Genomic DNA, 18,712 nt, shown 5'->3' with positions numbered 1-18,712 from the left:
ATAATTTTTATGAATATTCATGATTTCTCACCCAAAGTGTGAGCATTTCCGCCCCAAATCCCCGTAAAATTGGGACACACACAAATAACAGCCCCATATTTTGAACAGTCAAGAGGAATACAAAGCATGGTAGCAACGGATAAAAAATTTGAACCCCAAACAAAATCACAGTCGGCTAGGTTTAACCTCGCTACTTATCTACAAGAACGACAACAGCTTTGTGAACAAGCTTTGGATAATTCCATTACCGTCGTTTATCCAGAAAAGATTTATGAAGCCATGCGCTACTCTTTACTAGCTGGAGGTAAACGAGTTCGTCCTATTCTCTGTCTTGCGACTGCTGACATGATTGGTGGCACAATTGAAATGGCTATGCCTACGGCTTGTGCAGTAGAAATGATCCATACCATGTCATTGATTCATGATGATTTACCCGCAATGGATAATGATGATTATCGTCGCGGTAAACTGACAAATCATAAAGTCTATGGTGAAGATGTTGCTATTTTGGCAGGAGATGGTTTATTGGCTTTAGCCTTTGAACACGTAGCCGACGAAACACCTACAAACGTACCTAGGGATAGAGTTTTACAAGTCATTATTCGCCTTGGTAAAGCATTAGGCGCGGCTGGCTTAGTCGGTGGTCAAGTGGTAGATTTAGAGTCAGAGGGTAAGTCAGATATTTCCTTAGAAACCCTGAATTTTATTCATAATCATAAAACCGCAGCCCTGTTAGAAGCTTGTGTCGTTTGTGGGGGAATTATTGCTGGTGCATCTGCCGAAGATGTGCAAAAATTAACCCGTTATTCTCAAAACATCGGTCTAGCTTTCCAAATAATTGATGATATTCTAGATATCACTGCTACTCAAGAGCAGTTAGGTAAAACCGCTGGTAAAGACCTCACAGCCAAGAAAGTCACCTATCCTAGTCTGTGGGGAATTGACGAATCTCGCGCCAAAGCTCAACAACTAGTTGCTGAAGCTTGTGCTGAATTAGAATCCTATGGGGAAAAAGCCATTCCTCTGCAAGCGCTCGCTCACTTTATCACCAGTCGGAATCACTAAATCCAATTTTAGATTTTAGATTTTAGATTTTGGATTTTGAATTGCTGACTCCATACAACCACTACTCACACTTACTACCCTCACCAAAATACCATGCAGGACATAGGCGAAATTGTTAACAACCGCGTGCTGCTGGTTGCGCTTGTAGCTTGTTTTGTGGCTCAAGGATTAAAGCTTATCGTTGAGTTAGTTAAACATCGCAAATTAAACGTGCGTGTTTTAGTGACTACTGGAGGTATGCCCAGCGCCCATTCAGCCCTAGTAACAGCCCTAGCAGACGGCGTTGGCCAAACTTTAGGTTGGGCATCTCCAGAATTTGCTCTAGCTACGATTTTTGCTATCATCGTTATGTACGATGCTGCTGGAGTGCGTCAAGCCGCTGGTAAGCAAGCAAAAATACTCAATCAAATGATTGATGAATTATTCCATGAAAAACCGGACTTTTTTCAAGACCGTCTCAAGGAATTATTAGGACATACACCAGTTCAAGTTATTGCTGGTGCGGTTTTAGGTGTAGCTATTTCTTGGTTAGCGCGGGCTGTATATTAGTCATTAGTCATTAGTCATTGGTCATTAGTCATTAGTCATTAGTCATTAGTCATTAGTCATTAGTCATTAGTCATTAGTCATTAGTCATTAGTCATTAGTCATTAGTCATTAGTCATTAGTCATTAGTCATTAGTCATTAGTCATTAGTCATTAGTCATTAGTCATTAGTCATTAGTCAGTTGTTGAATCAATTTGAGCGGACAATTGAGCGTAGTAAGACCACTTTAGAACCATCTGCTAAGATAGCAACAAATCCGCTTTCGCTGAGTTTTTGTAATGTGTTATATGCTTCTTTTTGATTGGTAGTATAAACTGCCAATAAGTAAGGGCGTTCTCCATAGGATACAAAACCTACATCACCTCCTACAGATTTTTGGAGGCTACTAACCATTTCTGGACGGTTAAAATAATCTACCAGAATTGCATAACCTTGACCTAATATTCTGGGGTTATAGCTGATTTTTTGAGTTGGTATTTTTGGTGTTGTTTGTGGTGATTGTTGTACTGCTGTTGTCTGTGGTGTTTTTTGTGTTGACCGAGTGGTGATAATGGCAGACAAACCAACTATATTCTGAATATACCTGGCCCAGCGATTGGCATCATCAATCTTTTTAAAGCCACCAATTCGCGTTACTGTTTGATTATTATATTTGCAAATAAGTGTTTTTAGTTCGGTCGGTAATGCACTACGCAACTGCTTTTGATTTTCCGATGTAGGACTTACTACTAATAATAGGTATTCCCCTGTATTTGGTGGTTGACAATTAGCAAGATTTTGTTGAGCAATAATAGGATTGATACTACTAATTAAAGGAACTACTGCTATTAGTAAAGCACTTGGTAATATTTTTAATATTTGCATAAATTGGTAATTGGTAATTGGTAATTGGTAATTGGTAATTGGTAATTGGTAATTGGTAATTGGTAATTGGTAATTGGTAATTGGTAATTGGTAATTGGTAATTGGTAATTGGTAATTGGTAATTGGTAATTGGTAATTGGTAATTGGTAATTGGTAATTGGTAATTGGTAATTGGTAATTGGTAATTGGTAATTGGTAAAAATTATCTTCCTCTAATTCTTATTCCCTGTTCCCTGTTCCCTGTTCCCTACTTCCTATTAAGAAACTGTACTCAGAGATGCCAATGGATTAGGTATGGTGTCAGAAGGGGCTGAAAATTCTCCAGTAATTACATACTCTAACCGCAGTTTTAGCCAGGTAATAAATTGGGGATTAGTGGAAATAATGGCTGCTGCGGGTTGAGGACATTTCTTTTTAATATCAGCCATTTTCGATATTTCTAAAAAAGCGGGTTGCTTGATTAACCAAAAATCAATTTCTTTTTCTTGCTCGTGATAATTACGAGTCCGTTCTTTGAGAACTTCGTCTATCGGCTCTTCTTCCATGAGGAAGTGTTGACTGGCCAAAATGTAATAGTATGTTTGCATTTTCTTTGTTTGCTGACTAATTTATAATTTTAGGGTACAGTGTTGAATCTGTACCCTGAGCAATTAACTTTTCTTCAATCCCTTAAACCAAGAACCAAAAGGACAACCACTGCCCTTATTTTCACTATCTTCTAGTTTGCCACCTGCTGTGAGGTTTTCCAAGAATAGGGCATTATCAAAATAGTGTTCCAAGGAAACAATTTTTAAATCGTCGGTAACTTGAGCAACACTCATACCGATAATTTCTACTGTTTTTCCTGTGGGTGCATAATCTTTATACTTACCCTGAAAATGTCCCCAGTGTCGCCATTTAAATGTAACATTAGGTGGCCCAGAATAAACCGCTAATACTTCCCAGGGAAATCCTTGAGGAAAGGTACTATGAAATATTTCATGGGAGGATTCAAAACTTTCTTCCGAAGCTTTGTAATGTTCAGAATCAGCCATGAATAAATTATAAGTACCTTGAGCGCCTATGTCAGCAGCAGTGTATTCTTGACCACCATTGCTACTAACCCGGAATTTGTCATTGACGATAGATAACCACTGTTGGGGGTTAGTTTTCCATGACACTTCCATTTCAAAGGTTCTCACCAGATTTTCGACAATAGCTTCTAGTGTACCTTCTAGATGATTATGGATACTCTCTTTTGCTAAGTTTTGCTTAGAACGGCTATAGTCGGGGGTTTTTTGATAACGCCATTGAGCATCACTACTGGCTGCAATTACTTTATCTCTATCTTGTACCCATAGAGGTAGGTTGTTAGGCTGTGTGGAAGTCATAGAAGTTTGAAGTTTCCAAATTTAGGTTTAATTTTTTGGAATTACGCAGCTACAACCCCTCTAGCACCGCAGGGCGGAAGTCAAAAGTCAAAAGTCAAAAGTCAAAACGAATACAGTATAGGCTTTTGGGAGATTTATCATGGTTGGTTTATTTACGCCGTAGTGTACTAGTCCAAAGACGCAAAAAGTAAAAGGCAAAAGATTAGGAATGAATTTTACCAATTACCAATTACCCCGTATGGCTTCTTTCATTTCTCGAACTGCTCTTTCTATACCTACTAAAGCAGCTCGACTAATGATAGTATGACCAATGTTTAGTTCTTCCATGCCTGGAAGTGCGGCTATGGGGTAAACGTTCCAGTATGTGAGTCCATGACCGGCATTCACCCGTAAGCCAGCTTTAATGGCTTGTTCACAGCCTTGGGCTAATAAAGCTAGTTCTTTTTGACGAGTTGTTTCATCTTTGGCTTCTGCATATTGCCCTGTATGCAGTTCAATAAATTTGGCTTTTACCTTGACAGATGCCTCGATTTGTGGTGGTTCGGCATCAATAAACAAACTTACGGGAATGCCGGCATTTTGCAACTTATCAACTATCCCCCCTATTCTAGCAATTTGTCCAACAATATTTAAACCACCTTCTGTAGTTACTTCTTCCCGCTTTTCCGGTACTAAAGTAACATAATCGGGCTTGATATCTAGTGCTATGGCTAACATTTCGTCCGTTGCTGCCATTTCTAAATTGAAATGAGTTCTCACGGTTTCCCGTAATAGCCGCACATCTCTATCTTGGATATGTCTTCTATCTTCGCGTAAATGGGCGGTAATGCCATCAGCACCAGCTAATTCTGCTAATATGGCTGCTGCTATGGGATCTGGTTCTACTGTCCGTCGTGCTTGGCGAATGGTAGCAATGTGGTCAATATTAACACCGAGTGTAGGCACGCCTAGTTTCTCCTGTTCAACAATCCTTAGATGTTGATTCTAGCGAAAATACCAATTTTAGGGGTGAGCGATCGTATTATAAAGAAAGGCAACTCTCAAAAATTTGACAATCTCTGAGGTGATATGCTTTTAGAACTGCAACAAATTATCGTCAATCCAGGTCAACAAATGTTACTCAAGGATATTAGTTGGCAGAAGTTGGAAAAGATTTTAGAGGAAATGGGAGAAAGGCGTGCAGCGCGTATTTCTTATAGTGATGGTTGGTTAGAAATTATGGTTCCTTTACCTGAACATGAAAAAGATAAAGAGATATTTGGTGAATTAGTCAGAATTTTATTAGACAAACTCGAAATTGATTTTGAGCCTTTTGGTTCGACAACACTGAAAAATGAGCGAATGCGGCAAGCTGTAGAACCAGATACCAGTTTTTATATTCAAAATCAAGGGGCGGTAATTGGGAAAAATCGAATTGATTTAAATATAGATCCACCACCAGATTTAGCCATTGAAATTGATATTACTTCTCGGACTAGATTTGAGAATTATGAGATTTTGGGAGTTCCTGAACTGTGGCGATATCAACAACAAGGTTTGGAGATTTTCTTGTTGCAGGAAGGGAAATATATAAAATCTCAATCTAGTCCTAATTTTCCTGATATTCCCATTATTGAATTAGTTAATGAGTATGTACGGCAATGTTTAAGTATTGGCAGAAGTCAGGCTATGCGGAATTTTAGGAGCTGGGTTAGGGATAATTTGTAATCGCTATTTAGTAAAGTTGTTAAATTAAGGAATTGGCACAAACTCGTATTTATCAGTTCCAGGTTTTTGTTGAACTTTGATTAAGAAGATGCTATTGTTTATGCGATCGCCTGATTCTGAAAACTGAATTTTTCCTATCGCACCATCAATTGAAAAATTGTAATTGCTTAATAGATACTTTGCACGAAGATTCAGTAAAGTGAAGCATTAGCAACTATTTATTTTTGTCAAGACCTCCAGTTTCTTGAAGCTGTCTTATCATGTTTTTAGCTTGTTCTGTCTGAAGTAGATTTGCATACGCTTCACCAGCTTGCTGTTCTTTTTGACCATTTTCCTTAACCACCACGTAAAAACGAACAGGGAATGGATATTCATCACTGTTAATCGCTTCTATGTTGACTTTATTACGCTTGCCAGGTCTACATTGAGCAGGTGGCACGAATTCTTTGTCTCGGTATGGATAGAAAGTTTTACCCTTATTAATAATAGGTAAAGTCTTAACTCGACACTGTGGCACTATATTTGAGATGGGTCCTACAAAGATTCCCCCAGGTTCTTTAGTGATTTCTTGGAGTGCTTCATTAGTTGTATCAACATAGTTAATATTTTTACCAAAACTTACGATGTTTAAAGTTTTTCTGAACTCATCAGTGCTTGCTGAATTCCTACTACGTATATAAAGCTTAATTGGGATATCTGCTGGAGCACCAGCCTGTCTCCAATTGTCAATCTTTCCACTATAGATTTCACTTACTTGGTCTTTGGTCAGAGAATTGATCTCTAATTTGGGGTTAACGGCTACTGCTACACCACTTTTAACAACCGGAATTGCTTTAAGACTAAAATGCTTTTTTCCAGCTTCGTCCTTCTCTTCAGAGGAAACATCACGAGATGATAGAGCAAAATCCAGTTCACCATCTATTAACTTCTCAATACCTATTCCAGAACCTTGTACTAAGTCCTTTCTTATGTTGATCTCAAATTGAGGATGAGTCTTTTTAATTTTTGATTCTGACGTTGGGTATATAAAACTCCAGGAAGTGCTGCCACCGTAGTTAAATTTTCCTTTAGGTATATTGCAGACTTCTGCAAATTTGTTGGTAATTTTTATTGGAGGTAACTTACATGGAGGACATTCTTTATCTGGCTTAATATACCATGCTACCGCAAAACTAATAATTCCTAGACTCAATATTCCTATAAATTGATTACCTAGATTAAGTTTTCTTTTGTGAGAAGCTTCTATTTTGACTGTATCTTCATCTCTAAGTCCTAACACTTGCTGAAGACGTTTCAATTCAGCACGAGTTTTATAAAATAACTGGGTAAGCGTAAAACTCAGTCCCTTTAGGGCTGAGATATAAGCGACTCCTGCGACTTTAGTCGCAGTCATCTTTCTACTGGGCTTGCTATTTTATTTTAGACAGAGTAGCATCAAAATGGGAGGGAAAAAGATGCTTGTTTTTGAGTTTAAAGCTTACGGGAAGTCAGCGCAAATAAAAGCAGTAGGTGATGCAATTCGGACTGCACAGTTTATTCGCAATAGCTGTATTCGGCTATGGATAGATGTGAAAAACACAGGCAAAAATGATTTAAACAAATATTGTGCCGTACTTGCTGCTAAATTCCCCTTTGCGAATGAACTCAATTCAATGGCAAGACAAGCCAGTGCAGAACGAGCATGGTTTTCTATCTCTCGGTTTTATGATAATTGCAAAAAAGGGGTTTCCGGTAAAAAGGGCTTTCCTCAATTCCAGAAAGATTGTCGTTCTGTCGAATACAAAACTTCTGGCTGGAAACTAACCGATGACCGTAAGTTTATCACCTTCACCGATAAAAAAGGGATTGGGCGATTAAAACTTAAAGGAACTCGTGATCTGCATTTTTACCAAATTAACCAAATTAAACGGGTAAGATTGGTAAAACGTGCGGACGGTATTTATGTTCAATTTTGTATTAATGTCAACCGTCAAGAAGATATAGCACTATCAGGAAATACAATTGGGTTGGATGTAGGTTTGAAAGAATACTACACCGATTCTGAGGGCGTAATGATTGAGAATCCCAAATTTCTCCGGATTGGAGAAAAGGTTCTTAAACGTTCGCAACGTCGTGTTTCCAGAAAGGTAAAAGGTTCAAAAAATAGGGGCAAAGCTAGACAGATTTTAGGAAAACGCCATCTCAAAATAAGTAGGCAACGTAAAGACCATGCTGTGAAGTTAGCACGGTGCGTAGTTCAGTCTAACGACTTGATAGCTTATGAAGATTTGAGAATTAAAAATTTGGTGAAAAATCATTGTTTAGCTAAGTCTATTAACGACGCATCTTGGTATCAGTTTCGTGTCTGGCTGGAATACTTTGGTCAGGTTTTCAAGAAGCTCACAGTTGCGGTTAATCCGCAATACACGAGCCAAGAATGCTCTAGTTGCGGTGAAATTGTGAAGAAAACTCTATCTACTCGCACCCACGTTTGTCGGTGTGGTTGTGTCATGGATAGAGATGAAAATGCAGCTAGAAATATCCTTCGTCGGGGATTGGGTACGGTAGGGCATACCGAAACCTTCATGCTAGACATGAGTAACGCTTTAGGAGATGAGTCCTCTACTCAGGTTGGAGTAATCCTGTCTGAGCAAGTCATGTCTTTGATCAAAGAATCTCAGCGGCTTTAGCCCTGAGAGTGTCAAAACAATTACTAATAGTGACCTCAGCTTGCAAAGCTCCGACCAAAAAACCACCAACAGATTTAGCTCCTTCTGGTATTTCTGTCACTTCTACAAATCCAGCACTTTCCACATCTAAGTCATTAATGTCTCGCAGCAGATTCCGTGTTTCCCGCTCCTGCTCCTGTGCATCTAAATCTGGATTGGCAAGAGTAATTGTGAATTTAACATTAGATTCTGAACTCATTTTGCACCTTTAAACTTTGTTAAGTAGTTAACTATATAATATATGCTTGTCTGTAATTTTACTGGATAAAATCGGAAATTTTTATAACTTTTACGCAATTACCGCTATAGTTAAAGACTTTGAGAAAGCTCTAGGCAGATTATTATAGAAGTTTAGGGGGCCTGATGAAAAAGGTGATAATCACTCATGAGTACCGAAAACAATCTAGCCATTGTGGACTGGGAACCCCATCATCCACCTGCTGACTTAATATTTGATGATGGTGAAGTCTTGGAATCAAATAGACACCGGATTGCCATGAATGTCCTCATTCGGTCATTGCAGCAGCTTTGGTCTGACCGCAATGATTATTTTACTGGGGGCAATATGTTTATTTACTACAGCAGTAGCCAAATTCGTAATCGTGATTTTCGCGGTCCCGATTTCTTTGCTGTTCTCAATGTTGATGGTAGTAACCCTCGACAAGGTTGGGTAGTTTGGGAAGAAAATGGTCGCTATCCTGATGTGATTGTGGAATTAATGTCACGGTCTACAGCAGGAATAGATAAGGGAATTAAAAAAGACCTTTATGAACAGACTTTCCATACCTCCGATTATTTTGTCTATGACCCATTTGATGCTAATTCTTTACAAGGATGGCATTTAGATCATGAACAACAGTATCAGCCATTAAGACCAAATGAAAACGGTTGGCTATGGTGTAGACGTTTGGGTTTATGGTTGGGAACTTGGGAAGGAACTATAGATAGGGAAACTGCGATTTGGGTGCGGTTTTATGATGTTGCTGGCAATCTAGTTTTATTACCAGAGGAGGCAGCTAAATCACGAGAGGAGGAAGCTCAAGCAAAAGCAGCTAGGTTAGCTGCCAGATTACGAGAATTGGGTGAAAATCCAGATATGTTGTAATCGTTAGGTTTCCCAAATCCCCGACTTCTCAAGACAAATCACAATTTCTGGAGATGATGACAGCAGAAGTCGGGGATCTTAATTCTTGCCTAATCACTCCTGCTGTCCAATCAACTGGAAGCACTAGTATAAAATCGGAGGGCAAATCGCCAAAACTGAGTAGAAATAAAGAATAAGATAACAGCTAAAAATCCTGCACCTAATAACCATGTAAATTGTATTTGACCTAACATGGATTGGGCAGGAACTGTAGTTAAAAAAGTTACTGGAACTACGAAGGTAAAGAAAAAGCGGTAAGCAGCCGGATAACTTGTAATTGGGTATCTTCCAGCCTCTAAAAACCCTCTTAATACTTCAGTAACATTGTATATTTTAACGAACCAAATGGTAGTTGCTCCTAGTATAAACCACAGACTATAAAGAATGACTACACTGCAAGCCAAAGGGAAGATAGTCAGCAAGTATTTATCAATGCCTAAATTAAGTTTTGTCCCAGCATAGACAATGATCAGCAAACCGACGATTAAATCTGGTATTCCCCACGGAGAAAGGGTATGAAGAGATAACCAAAACTGACTGCGAATAGGTTTTAATAATACAAAGTCTAAAGTCCCTTCCCGGACATGGCGCACAATCTGATTTAAGTTGGGAGCTAGAAAGGTGGAAGCAAAGCCTTGCAATAAGGTGAAAAATCCTAAGACTACTAAAGCTGCTTCCCATGACCAACCCGTAAAAGTGTAGCCTGTGCGGTAAAATAAAAACAAACCAAAGATACTACCCACCAAATTACCTAAGCTACTGAAAGCAGAAATGATAAAATTGATACGATATTCTATTTCCGCTGCCAGAGCCGTACTCCAAAATAATCTCAACACTTTTAAATATCTTTGCATTTTTCGTCCTTACTCCAATATCTATTAAATATAAAATAACTTTATTTAAATTTAACATCATTTTTTATTTTTATAACTTTATAAACGTTAAAATATTGAATGCAAGTTCTTAAACAAATTGAATCTTATGCACTTTAATTTACTAGAATTAACTAAATCACTTGGTTACTTTGGAGTATGGGGAATTATATTCGCTGAATCTGGTTTATTGATTGGCTTTTTTCTGCCTGGTGATAGTCTATTATTTACAGCGGGATTTGTTGCTTCTCAAAATTCGTTGAATATTTGGGTTCTGATTTTTGGTGCATTTGTTTGTGCTGTTTTAGGTGATAACGTCGGATATTTTACTGGACATAAATTTGGCCGAAAATTATTTGATAAGGAAGATTCCTGGTTATTCGATAAAAAACATATTGTCAAAACTCAAGATTTTTATGAAAAGCATGGGAAAAAAACCATTATTTTAGCAAGATTTGTGCCAATTGTGAGGACTTTTGCGCCAATTGTTGCAGGGATTGGAGCTATGCAATATAAGTCTTTCATGTCTTATAATTTAATTGGTGGCTTTGTTTGGACATTTGGCATTACTTTGTTAGGGTTTTTCTTAGGAAAATCTTTACCAGCGGAACAATTAGATAAGTATCTATTACCAATAATTGGCTTAATTATTGTTGTTTCTTTATTACCATCAATTATTCATGTAATTCAAGAAAATAGAGCTAATAAACAATAAAAAATTTTATGAAAATTAAAGTTTACAAAAGAAGGGAACTCTTAACTGGAAATAAGAAACAATCATTTGCACCAGTTTAGAGCTTCAGTCAAAAAAAAGATGTTTTTACAAGATGCGTAGCCCGAAAAAAACAGTGTCATTATTTCAATCTCATGTTTTTAAACATGAGTTTTTCCTGTTCCCTGTTCCCTCTGAACAAGACTTTTTCCCAAATGTAACCAAAAACTGGTAGCGTCAAACAAAGGAAAATATTTTTTGTGGATGTTACAACTTGAAAACTCGTTCTAATTATTGGCAACTTTTACCCTATATCCGCACCCAATGGCAACCTATTGCTAAGGGTTTTGTCGGGATTTTGGGTTATGTACTGGCAACTTTAACCCTGATTAATGTCGCAGGTAAGTTGGCAGTTCCTTTTGGTAATGGTAATGTATTAGCGATCGCTCAATTAGCTTGTATAAGTGCTGCTATATTTCTTGTGCGAGGCTTTTTTCAGTCTGTACAAGATTTATACATGGCTAAGGCAGCGTTAAGAATCGCTTTTTATCTCCGGCAACAGGTTTATACTCATTTACAAAAACTCAATCTCAGCTATTTTGAAACTGCTAAAGCTGGAGATTTATCTTATCGTCTTACGGAAGATGTTGACAGGGTGGGAGAAGTTATTAATAAACTTTTTCATGATTTTACTCCCTGTGCTTTGCAATTAATTGCTATTCCCATTTACATGATTTATTTGAATTGGCAACTTACCTTAGCGACGGTAATTGTTGCTCCAATTATGGGAATTTTAATTGGTTGGTTTGGGGAACGTTTACGGAAATATTCTCTCAAAAGTCAAAGTCGTATTTCTGATTTATCAGCTATTTTAACGGAAGTTTTTAGCGGGATTCGATTAATTCAAGCTTTTGCTGCGGAAAAATACGAAATTGATAGGTTTAGTCATGAAGCAGAACGCAGTTTTAAAGCTAAATATTCATTAGAAAGATTAAAAGCGATTCAAATTCCCATTGTCGGATTTTTAGAAGCTGTCAGTGCTTTATCTTTACTAATGGTAGGAACTTGGCAAATATCTCAACGCAATTTAACAGTAGGTGAATTTTTTAGTTATTTAACAGCAGCGGCTTTGTTAATTGATCCTATTGGTCATACTACTAACAATTATAATGAATTTAAACAGGGTGAGGCATCAGTTGATCGGGTTTTTGAGTTATTAGCAATTCAACCAACGGTATTAGAAAAACCCAATGCTATAACGCTACCTGCTGTTAATGGTAAAGTTGAATATTCTAATATTACTTTTGCCTATAAGTCAGGAGAACCTGTATTAAATAATATTAGTTTATTAGTAATGCCCGGTCAAGCCATTGCTCTTGTTGGTGCTTCTGGTGCTGGGAAAACTACTTTTGTAAATCTGTTACCTCGATTTTATGATCCTGAATTTGGGGAAATTTTCATAGATGGTGTCAATATTCGAGATGTGACTTTAAATAGTTTAAGAAAACAGATTGGGATTGTTCCCCAAGAAACGATCATGTTTTCGGGAACTATTGCCCAAAATATCGCTTTTGGACAAAATAATTTTGATATGAACGCAGTAGAAGAATCTGCAAAAATCGCCAATGCTGATCAATTTATTCAGCAATTACCAGAAGGTTATCATACTTGGGTAGGAGAGCGGGGTGTGAATTTATCTGGGGGACAAAGACAACGAATTGCGATCGCTCGCGCTGTCCTGCTCAACCCGCAAATCTTGATCCTTGATGAAGCCACATCAGCGTTAGATTCGGAATCAGAAGCTTTGGTACAAGAGGCATTGGAAAGATTGATGTCAAATCGTACGGTGTTAATTATTGCCCATAGATTGTCAACGGTGCGGAAGTGCGATCGCATTTTGGTGTTAGAAAAAGGGCAAATTGTCGAATCGGGAAATCATGAGGAATTATTAAAATTAGAAGGGAGATATGCCCGGTATTATGCTCAACAATAAGATCCATAAGATCCCCGACTTCTTAGAGAAGTCGGGGATCTGAAATTCTCGCAAGGGATACGAGATGCTACTGCAACCGCTATAATCCAATAATATGCTCATAGTTTAATCCCCAGCGTTCTTTCTCAGATAGATCAGTTCTCATCGCCTTATCATAAGTTTAAATTATCCTAAAATAAGAATACTTTTGATATTTATAACTTATAGCAATTTGCCTTTAGATTTTCTTAATAATTAATTGAGAATCTTTTCTATTTATTAACGAGGTTGCAATACTTTCCGCGATTTGCTATAATTTCAGAGAATTTCATAATTGGGTTACTATTGTTAATTTTGGATCTTTTAGAAGATGTTAATCTGAAACCCTTTATGGACAGTAGTTTTAGAAATCAATCTCCCAGGCTGATACAAAACTTTACAAAATTAATAGCTATTCCTTGAACAATTTTAGCCATAAATTTGCTCAAAAATGATCTAATTTGAATGAGAGCAGAAATTTACTATTGACAAATTGACAAAAACGTGATATTCAACCTGTCAATGTTATTAATTTTAGTGATATTAAATCAACATGAATTACCTTAACTTCGATATATGGTAAGGGTTTAGCACTGCTCATAGGTGTCAACTTAGGCTCAAATCATTGTCCCACAACCGTTCTACCCCACCCCTCAATCCCCTCCCCTCAAGAGGGGAGGGGAGGTTTTACGTTAGCAAAAACGGGGGTGGGGTTCTTCGGGATTGATTGGTAAATGATAAAGTTTGATATAACGTCATTACAAGGATTTCACGTTAAGTTGACACCAATGAGCACTGCTAAACCCCTACCATATATCGCATCAATTACAGAATGGTTTAACGCTAAAATGCGTTTGGGAGTTGTGGCAGCATTTTTCATAAAGTTTCAATATTTATTTCTAAGTAATAGAATCACGTAAATCATTAAGAGTAATCATCAACGTCATTGGTTCCAGAGGAGACAAAATAAAACCTAAAGCCAAATAAAAATCCTTAGCTTCTTCAGAAATAGCATGAACAATAATTCCTCTAATACCAATTGTATCAGCAGCTTGAACAACCCTTAGTGCCGCATCACGAAATAAAGCCCGTCCTAAACCTTGACTTTGATAAGAACTATCTATTGCTAATCTTGCTAAAATTACTACCGGAATAGGGTCAGGCATATTTCGCCGAAATTTACCTAACGCTGATTGTATACTAATCGCTCCAGAAGCAAGGGCATAGTACCCAACTACTCTATTGTCAACGCAGATAACAAAAGTTCTAGTTGCACCACTGATTTGATTAGTATAAGCTCGACGTTTTAACCAATCCTCAAGAGAAGCGATTCCACAGGAAAAATCAGAGCAGGAGTGATGACTAGAGAGAGTTTCAGGTGGTTTTAAACTCATTCTTTATCCCAAGATGGAGTTGTCTGCATGGTTTTGCGTAAACGCTCATTAGGTTGGGGTGGTGCATCTAGTAAGGCGATAAATTCTGCATAAGCCTCTGGACTAGCCCAAAAAATAGTCCGTTCCAGCAAAGTTTCCTCCGCAGCATTCCGCGCTGCTGCCAAAATAAAATCAGTTCTATTTTTACCCAACACTTTGGCGGCCATATCTATCAAATCACGTTCCTCCGGCTTAATGCGTAAATTTAGGGTGTTACGCACAGTTATATTTTTTGTTTTATTGGTCATGGTGGATTTTTTTTGGGCGTAATTATTGATTAAATCATTTTAGCATATTGTAATGACAATGACATTACAATATTTGGTGAAAAAATCGCTATTTCTGGTAATAATTATAGCTATAGCCATTAAGTAGAGATATTCCGCCGGAACGTCCTAACTACCCTGTCTGGTGCTAAGAAAGCACTTCCTGATGTTATGAGGTACGGTTTTTTATCGCCAAACCCGTAGGGGCGCAGGGTCTGCGCCCTCCATTGCATTTCATTAGAGCGAGAATTGGGGGTTTTTAGCAAGGAAAGGTTAATATTTTTGATGATTTTGATCCGATTAGTAGGTCGCGGTTCGCTATCGCACTAACTTAATTGAGATTTGATATGTTCAGAAATTTGTCTTAAAATTTCTTCAATATCCACAGGTAAATAAGGAAAAACGGAATCTTCAGAACTATCATGTACATGATGGGGATAGGTTGAAATTTCAGGATGATGGGGTGCGTTATCCCAACATTTTATTAGTTCTCTATTTTCAGTTTGCCAATGGAAACTATATTTAATTATTTCTACTTCTCCTAATGCTATTTGCAAGAATTCAAACATTTCTAAAAAGCTACCATCTTTTAATGTCAGACGATAACGCCATAGTCCTTTATCAGTTTGTGATTCTTCTCGAATAATCGTTACATTTACGACTTGTGGACAAAGTGCAATTACAGATTTTATCCATGCCAAATAGTCATCGGCATTTCTAACATTTTTCATGAAGCTTGTTCTAATTTATGGATTTTTTGGAAAATATCTTTGCGTAGTTCACATAAGCCGAACCATTCAAAAAAATCCATTTCATCTCCTAAATTTCCTGAGTTAAATTGTTCTAAAAATTGTTCAGAAGCGAGTTGATATTTTTTCTCAAATTTATCTATATCTAAGTTATAGATAGCGATTTTTTGACGATAACGAGTTAAAATTAAATTTAAAAGTTGTCCAATAATTCTATCTAATTCTGTGTTGTCGCTACAGTTTTCACTCAACAATTCTAATTTTTCTAATGTATTCATAATTATATATGCCTTTAGTTATATTTTTCTTGATTATACAATATTCAAGGCAATAAATACCATATAGCGGTTATCGGTCGGATGCAATAGAATCTATTTAATTGTTTTAACATTAGAGGATGTTTTAAAAGTTTTCAAGGTATAAATTAACCCCTCTTGTAAACCTCTCCCCGAAGCGGAGAGAGGCTTTGAACTTGATTCTTTGTATGATAAAAAAGTCCAGCTTCTAGCTGTTTTGAGTATAATTCCAGATTCTATTTATTCTCATCATCAATGCTATTGATCATTTCTTATGGCTGTATGATAAGCTTGAATTATATAAAATCAATAATACTTTTAATATTTATAACTTTTAGCAATTTGCCTTTAGATTTCCTTAATAATTAATTGATAATCTTTTCTATTTATCAACGAGGTTGCTATACTTTCAGCGATTTGCTATAATTTCAGAGAATTTCATAATTGGCCTATTATTGTCAATTTTAAATATTTCAAAAGATGTTAGTCTCAAACCCTTTATTGACAGTGGTTTTAGAAATTAATTTCCCAGTCCGATACAAAACTTTACAAAAATTTTAGCCATGAATTTGCTCAGAAATGATCTAATTTGAGCGATCGCAAAAATTTCTTATTGACAAATTGACAAATAAGTGATATATAACTTGTCAATGTTATTAATTTTAGTGGTACTTAGGACTTACGCACGAGTCACGGAATAACGAACCACTCCAGGCACAGAGAACACAGAGAAATGAGGGTTTGAGGAATATTTTGCGTAAGTCCTGATATTAAATCAACATGAATTACCTTAACTTCGATATATGGTAGAGGTTTAGCACAGCTAAACCCTTACATTGTTATTAAGGAGTATGTGATGGAACATTTTCAACCACAACCTGTATTGGAACTGGCTAACAAAAGAAAGCCTGGGAATCAATTCCCTGGATTTTATCTTTTTTATAGAATCTATCGAATCAACCGATTTAATTAAAATTACTACCCATGACAAAAAAAATATTAACTGGACTTAGTTCACAAACTTACGAACACCCTTTTGATCGTAAATCCTTAGCTTCCTTACAAAGTATGCCGGGTATTTCTCCTTTGCTCAAAAAAGTCAATGAATATGGTATTGATCGTTTGCTCAGATTACAAAGTATTGCTAGTGAAATCAGAGTCACACCGCGAAATTTTCCCCAATTGTATCAACCATTGTTAGAAGCTTGTCAGATTCTTGATTTGACCACTATTCCCGAATTATATTTATTTCGAGGTACAGGACATATTAAAACCTATGTTACTGGAGTAGAAAAATCTATGATTGGCATTAATATTGAGGCCATGGAATGGTTAAATTATGATGAATTTCTGTTTATTTTTGGATGTGAAATTGGTCGCATTAAAAGCCAGCATATAATTTACTATCAGATTTCCCTTGTGATGCCGACCTTAAAAATGTGGTTAAGTAGTACCACGCTAGGATTAGGAGGATTAATCGCTGGGGGACTAGAATTAGCATTATATAACTGGGTAATGATGGCAAAATTCACTGCTGATAGGGCTGGTTTATTGACTTGTCAGAATATTGATGTGGCAACTACTGCACTCATGAAACTTGCTGGTTTACCAGAAGAATATTTGACTAATGATGTTATTGAAGATTTCCTAATTCAGTCCCGTGAGTTTACATTGAATAGTTTTGATAATTTAGATCAATTTACAAAAATATTAAGTTATTCTGAATCTCATCTTTCCTGGTCAATTATGCGAACTAGTGAACTATTAAAATGGTTTGATTCAGGAGAATATAATCATGTACTTCAAGGAGAAAATGTCAACACACTGGAACAGGAAGGGGAAGAAAAAGAAGGATGGAATTTTTTAACCTCTTGGTAAATGATTGCCCTAAATATTTTATTATCAGGCAATCATCATTATTTTGAATTTTGTCTAATCTTTCCACAAAGCAATACCACCCAACAAGCCGGTGATATTGGGAATTAATTTCACATTTAAGGGCAGATTCATGTTGATTCTCACTGCTTCACCTCCACCAATGTAAAGATAATCATAGTTAAATAAATGTTGCAAAGATGCGATCGCTTTTTGTAATCGTTTATTCCATTTTTTCTCACCAATCTTGTCTAACGCAGCCCTTCCTAACTGTTTTTCATAGGTTTCTCCTTTCCGAAATGGATGATGTCCCATTTCCATATTTGGGACTAATTTTCCATCTACAAATAATGCTGAACCAAAACCTGTACCCAAGGTAATTACCAATTCCACACCTTTACCAGAAATAGCCCCTAATCCCTGCATATCGGCATCATTAATAACTTTTACAGGTCTGTTTAACTGTTCCGAGAGTGTTGTGGCTAAATCAAACCCAATCCAATCACAATGGAGGTTTGCAGCGGTTTCTGTGACTCCACAGCGCACGACACCAGGAAAACCTACTGATACCCGATGATATTCACCTTGAGAGGCTGCTAAAATCACAACCGTATTAATGACTACTTCCGGTGTCGCGGGTTGGGGTGTTTCTAATCTACCTCTTTCGGTTAAAGGCTTGCCTGTCATATCTAATACCATCGCTTTTACACCACTCCCACCGATATCTACAGATAAGGTGCGAATAGATCCGTTATCTTCCATCATCAGATTTACTCCTGTTACTACAACTTCCTGGGTTACTTATGCGTTGATAAATTGCTGTTAACAGGAGATGTTTCAATAGTTTTTATGATCTTGTCTATTCAATAGACATCTCCAGGAAGAAATGTAGAGACGTTCCATGGAACGTCTCTACAAGGTTTCTAGGAAACACACATTTAATTTTCACCAGATATCTAATTGCTAAAAAGACATAGTATGGATTATTCTACTAATACTGGATTTAAATATATTATTACTGCATTACACTATTAATTCCTATATTGAATCTGAATAAAAGCAGTAAAATTGATAAAATCATGAGACTTTAGAA

General features: G+C 36.9%; 19 protein-coding genes and 1 pseudogene. 8 read left to right on the top strand and 12 right to left on the bottom strand.

The genetic code is table 11. The annotated features are described in order from the left end of the window. Nucleotides 1–126: 126 nt before the first annotated feature. The gene (locus EZY12_11265; protein ID QSX70091.1) at nt 127–1,065 is read left to right on the top strand and encodes a polyprenyl synthetase family protein; all 939 of its coding nucleotides are present in this window, start codon (nt 127–129) and stop codon (nt 1,063–1,065) included. 93 nt (nt 1,066–1,158) lie between these two features. Continuing rightward, the gene (locus tag EZY12_11260) at nt 1,159–1,614 is read left to right on the top strand and encodes a divergent PAP2 family protein (GenBank protein ID QSX70090.1); all 456 of its coding nucleotides are present in this window, start codon (nt 1,159–1,161) and stop codon (nt 1,612–1,614) included. A 187-nt stretch (nt 1,615–1,801) separates the two neighbouring features. Here the strand turns inward: EZY12_11260 and EZY12_11255 are convergent, their stop codons facing one another. The 4 genes from EZY12_11255 to EZY12_11240 all read right to left on the bottom strand — a co-directional run bounded on the left by EZY12_11255 (nt 1,802) and on the right by EZY12_11240 (nt 4,791). Then, complete coding sequence (locus EZY12_11255) at nt 1,802–2,476, bottom strand: hypothetical protein (protein QSX70089.1); 675 nt, start codon at nt 2,474–2,476, stop codon at nt 1,802–1,804. A gap of 257 nt (nt 2,477–2,733) precedes the next feature. Next, complete coding sequence (locus EZY12_11250; GenBank protein ID QSX70088.1) at nt 2,734–3,063, bottom strand: DUF2488 family protein; 330 nt, start codon at nt 3,061–3,063, stop codon at nt 2,734–2,736. Nucleotides 3,064–3,126: 63 nt separating this feature from the next. Further along, the gene (locus tag EZY12_11245) at nt 3,127–3,846 is read right to left on the bottom strand and encodes a SnoaL-like polyketide cyclase (GenBank protein QSX70087.1); all 720 of its coding nucleotides are present in this window, start codon (nt 3,844–3,846) and stop codon (nt 3,127–3,129) included. 222 nt (nt 3,847–4,068) lie between these two features. Beyond that, complete coding sequence (locus tag EZY12_11240) at nt 4,069–4,791, bottom strand: pyridoxine 5'-phosphate synthase (GenBank protein QSX70086.1); 723 nt, start codon at nt 4,789–4,791, stop codon at nt 4,069–4,071. Nucleotides 4,792–4,914: 123 nt separating this feature from the next. On the opposite strand from EZY12_11240, the gene EZY12_11235 reads away from it, so the two are divergent. Beyond that, nucleotides 4,915–5,553 (top strand): Uma2 family endonuclease, encoded by a 639-nt coding sequence (locus tag EZY12_11235; protein ID QSX70085.1) that lies wholly within the window; start codon nt 4,915–4,917, stop codon nt 5,551–5,553. A 214-nt stretch (nt 5,554–5,767) separates the two neighbouring features. Here EZY12_11235 and EZY12_11230 read toward each other — a convergent pair whose 3' ends face one another. Continuing rightward, a complete protein-coding gene (locus EZY12_11230; protein ID QSX70084.1) occupies nt 5,768–6,946 on the bottom strand; it encodes a substrate-binding domain-containing protein in 1,179 nt (392 codons plus the stop codon). Between the two features lie 61 nt (nt 6,947–7,007). Here EZY12_11230 and EZY12_11225 point away from each other — a divergent pair, with 61 nt between their 5' ends. After that, entirely contained in the window at nt 7,008–8,222 is a 1,215-nt protein-coding gene (locus EZY12_11225; protein ID QSX70083.1) for a transposase, read from the top strand. Nucleotides 8,223–8,235: 13 nt separating this feature from the next. Here the strand turns inward: EZY12_11225 and EZY12_11220 are convergent. After that, nucleotides 8,236–8,460: pseudogene (locus tag EZY12_11220) on the bottom strand (hypothetical protein). Between the two features lie 186 nt (nt 8,461–8,646). On the opposite strand from EZY12_11220, the gene EZY12_11215 reads away from it, so the two are divergent. Further along, nucleotides 8,647–9,366, top strand: a complete 720-nt coding sequence (locus tag EZY12_11215) for a Uma2 family endonuclease (GenBank protein ID QSX70082.1) — start codon at nt 8,647–8,649, stop codon at nt 9,364–9,366. Between the two features lie 110 nt (nt 9,367–9,476). Here the strand turns inward: EZY12_11215 and EZY12_11210 are convergent, their stop codons facing one another. After that, nucleotides 9,477–10,259 (bottom strand): ABC transporter permease, encoded by a 783-nt coding sequence (locus tag EZY12_11210; protein QSX70081.1) that lies wholly within the window; start codon nt 10,257–10,259, stop codon nt 9,477–9,479. A gap of 127 nt (nt 10,260–10,386) precedes the next feature. On the opposite strand from EZY12_11210, the gene EZY12_11205 reads away from it, so the two are divergent. Both EZY12_11205 and EZY12_11200 read left to right on the top strand, forming a co-directional pair. Further along, on the top strand, nt 10,387–10,992 hold the full coding sequence (locus EZY12_11205; protein ID QSX70080.1) for a VTT domain-containing protein: 606 nt from the start codon (nt 10,387–10,389) through the stop codon (nt 10,990–10,992). A gap of 271 nt (nt 10,993–11,263) precedes the next feature. Continuing rightward, nucleotides 11,264–12,982 carry an ABC transporter ATP-binding protein gene (locus EZY12_11200; protein QSX70079.1) on the top strand — a complete coding sequence of 573 codons (1,719 nt, stop codon included), beginning with the start codon at nt 11,264–11,266 and terminating at the stop codon, nt 12,980–12,982. A 917-nt stretch (nt 12,983–13,899) separates the two neighbouring features. Here the strand turns inward: EZY12_11200 and EZY12_11195 are convergent. The 4 genes from EZY12_11195 to EZY12_11180 form a co-directional block, all read right to left on the bottom strand. Next, complete coding sequence (locus EZY12_11195; protein QSX70078.1) at nt 13,900–14,394, bottom strand: GNAT family N-acetyltransferase; 495 nt, start codon at nt 14,392–14,394, stop codon at nt 13,900–13,902. Further along, nucleotides 14,391–14,681, bottom strand: coding sequence for a DUF1778 domain-containing protein (locus EZY12_11190; protein QSX70077.1), 291 nt, complete (start codon nt 14,679–14,681; stop codon nt 14,391–14,393). The genes EZY12_11195 and EZY12_11190 overlap by 4 nt, the downstream gene beginning before the upstream one ends. Nucleotides 14,682–15,025: 344 nt before the next feature. Next, nucleotides 15,026–15,430: a hypothetical protein gene (locus EZY12_11185; protein QSX70076.1), complete on the bottom strand. Its 405-nt coding sequence runs from the start codon at nt 15,428–15,430 to the stop codon at nt 15,026–15,028. Continuing rightward, the gene (locus EZY12_11180; GenBank protein QSX70075.1) at nt 15,427–15,726 is read right to left on the bottom strand and encodes a hypothetical protein; all 300 of its coding nucleotides are present in this window, start codon (nt 15,724–15,726) and stop codon (nt 15,427–15,429) included. The genes EZY12_11185 and EZY12_11180 overlap by 4 nt, the downstream gene beginning before the upstream one ends. 1,002 nt (nt 15,727–16,728) lie before the next feature. Between EZY12_11180 and EZY12_11175 the strand changes: the two genes are divergently transcribed. Further along, the gene (locus EZY12_11175; protein QSX70074.1) at nt 16,729–17,622 is read left to right on the top strand and encodes a M48 family metallopeptidase; all 894 of its coding nucleotides are present in this window, start codon (nt 16,729–16,731) and stop codon (nt 17,620–17,622) included. A gap of 54 nt (nt 17,623–17,676) precedes the next feature. On the opposite strand, the gene EZY12_11170 is transcribed toward EZY12_11175, so the two are convergent. Continuing rightward, nucleotides 17,677–18,384, bottom strand: coding sequence for an ROK family protein (locus EZY12_11170; GenBank protein ID QSX70073.1), 708 nt, complete (start codon nt 18,382–18,384; stop codon nt 17,677–17,679). Between the last annotated feature and the right edge of the window lie 328 nt (nt 18,385–18,712).

It is taken from the genome of Dolichospermum sp. DET69 (assembly GCA_017355425.1).
Classification (GTDB): domain Bacteria; phylum Cyanobacteriota; class Cyanobacteriia; order Cyanobacteriales; family Nostocaceae; genus Dolichospermum.
Note: the sequence above shows the minus strand (reverse complement) of the source record. Positions and strands in the feature narration are given on the sequence as shown.

What these genes read in the sequence shown, in the direction of transcription:
- EZY12_11255 (QSX70089.1), bottom strand. Translation starts at nt 2,476, where the DNA reads ATGCAAATATTAAAAATATTACCAAGTGCTTTACTAATAGCAGTAGTT.
- EZY12_11180 (QSX70075.1), bottom strand. Translation starts at nt 15,726, where the DNA reads ATGAATACATTAGAAAAATTAGAATTGTTGAGTGAAAACTGTAGCGAC.
- EZY12_11190 (QSX70077.1), bottom strand. Translation starts at nt 14,681, where the DNA reads ATGACCAATAAAACAAAAAATATAACTGTGCGTAACACCCTAAATTTA.
- EZY12_11235 (QSX70085.1), top strand. Translation starts at nt 4,915, where the DNA reads ATGCTTTTAGAACTGCAACAAATTATCGTCAATCCAGGTCAACAAATG.
- EZY12_11185 (QSX70076.1), bottom strand. Translation starts at nt 15,430, where the DNA reads ATGAAAAATGTTAGAAATGCCGATGACTATTTGGCATGGATAAAATCT.
- EZY12_11265 (QSX70091.1), top strand. Translation starts at nt 127, where the DNA reads ATGGTAGCAACGGATAAAAAATTTGAACCCCAAACAAAATCACAGTCG.
- EZY12_11175 (QSX70074.1), top strand. Translation starts at nt 16,729, where the DNA reads ATGACAAAAAAAATATTAACTGGACTTAGTTCACAAACTTACGAACAC.
- EZY12_11260 (QSX70090.1), top strand. Translation starts at nt 1,159, where the DNA reads ATGCAGGACATAGGCGAAATTGTTAACAACCGCGTGCTGCTGGTTGCG.
- EZY12_11245 (QSX70087.1), bottom strand. Translation starts at nt 3,846, where the DNA reads ATGACTTCCACACAGCCTAACAACCTACCTCTATGGGTACAAGATAGA.
- EZY12_11195 (QSX70078.1), bottom strand. Translation starts at nt 14,394, where the DNA reads ATGAGTTTAAAACCACCTGAAACTCTCTCTAGTCATCACTCCTGCTCT.
- EZY12_11250 (QSX70088.1), bottom strand. Translation starts at nt 3,063, where the DNA reads ATGCAAACATACTATTACATTTTGGCCAGTCAACACTTCCTCATGGAA.
- EZY12_11205 (QSX70080.1), top strand. Translation starts at nt 10,387, where the DNA reads ATGCACTTTAATTTACTAGAATTAACTAAATCACTTGGTTACTTTGGA.
- EZY12_11215 (QSX70082.1), top strand. Translation starts at nt 8,647, where the DNA reads ATGAGTACCGAAAACAATCTAGCCATTGTGGACTGGGAACCCCATCAT.
- EZY12_11210 (QSX70081.1), bottom strand. Translation starts at nt 10,259, where the DNA reads ATGCAAAGATATTTAAAAGTGTTGAGATTATTTTGGAGTACGGCTCTG.
- EZY12_11225 (QSX70083.1), top strand. Translation starts at nt 7,008, where the DNA reads ATGCTTGTTTTTGAGTTTAAAGCTTACGGGAAGTCAGCGCAAATAAAA.
- EZY12_11230 (QSX70084.1), bottom strand. Translation starts at nt 6,946, where the DNA reads ATGACTGCGACTAAAGTCGCAGGAGTCGCTTATATCTCAGCCCTAAAG.
- EZY12_11170 (QSX70073.1), bottom strand. Translation starts at nt 18,384, where the DNA reads ATGATGGAAGATAACGGATCTATTCGCACCTTATCTGTAGATATCGGT.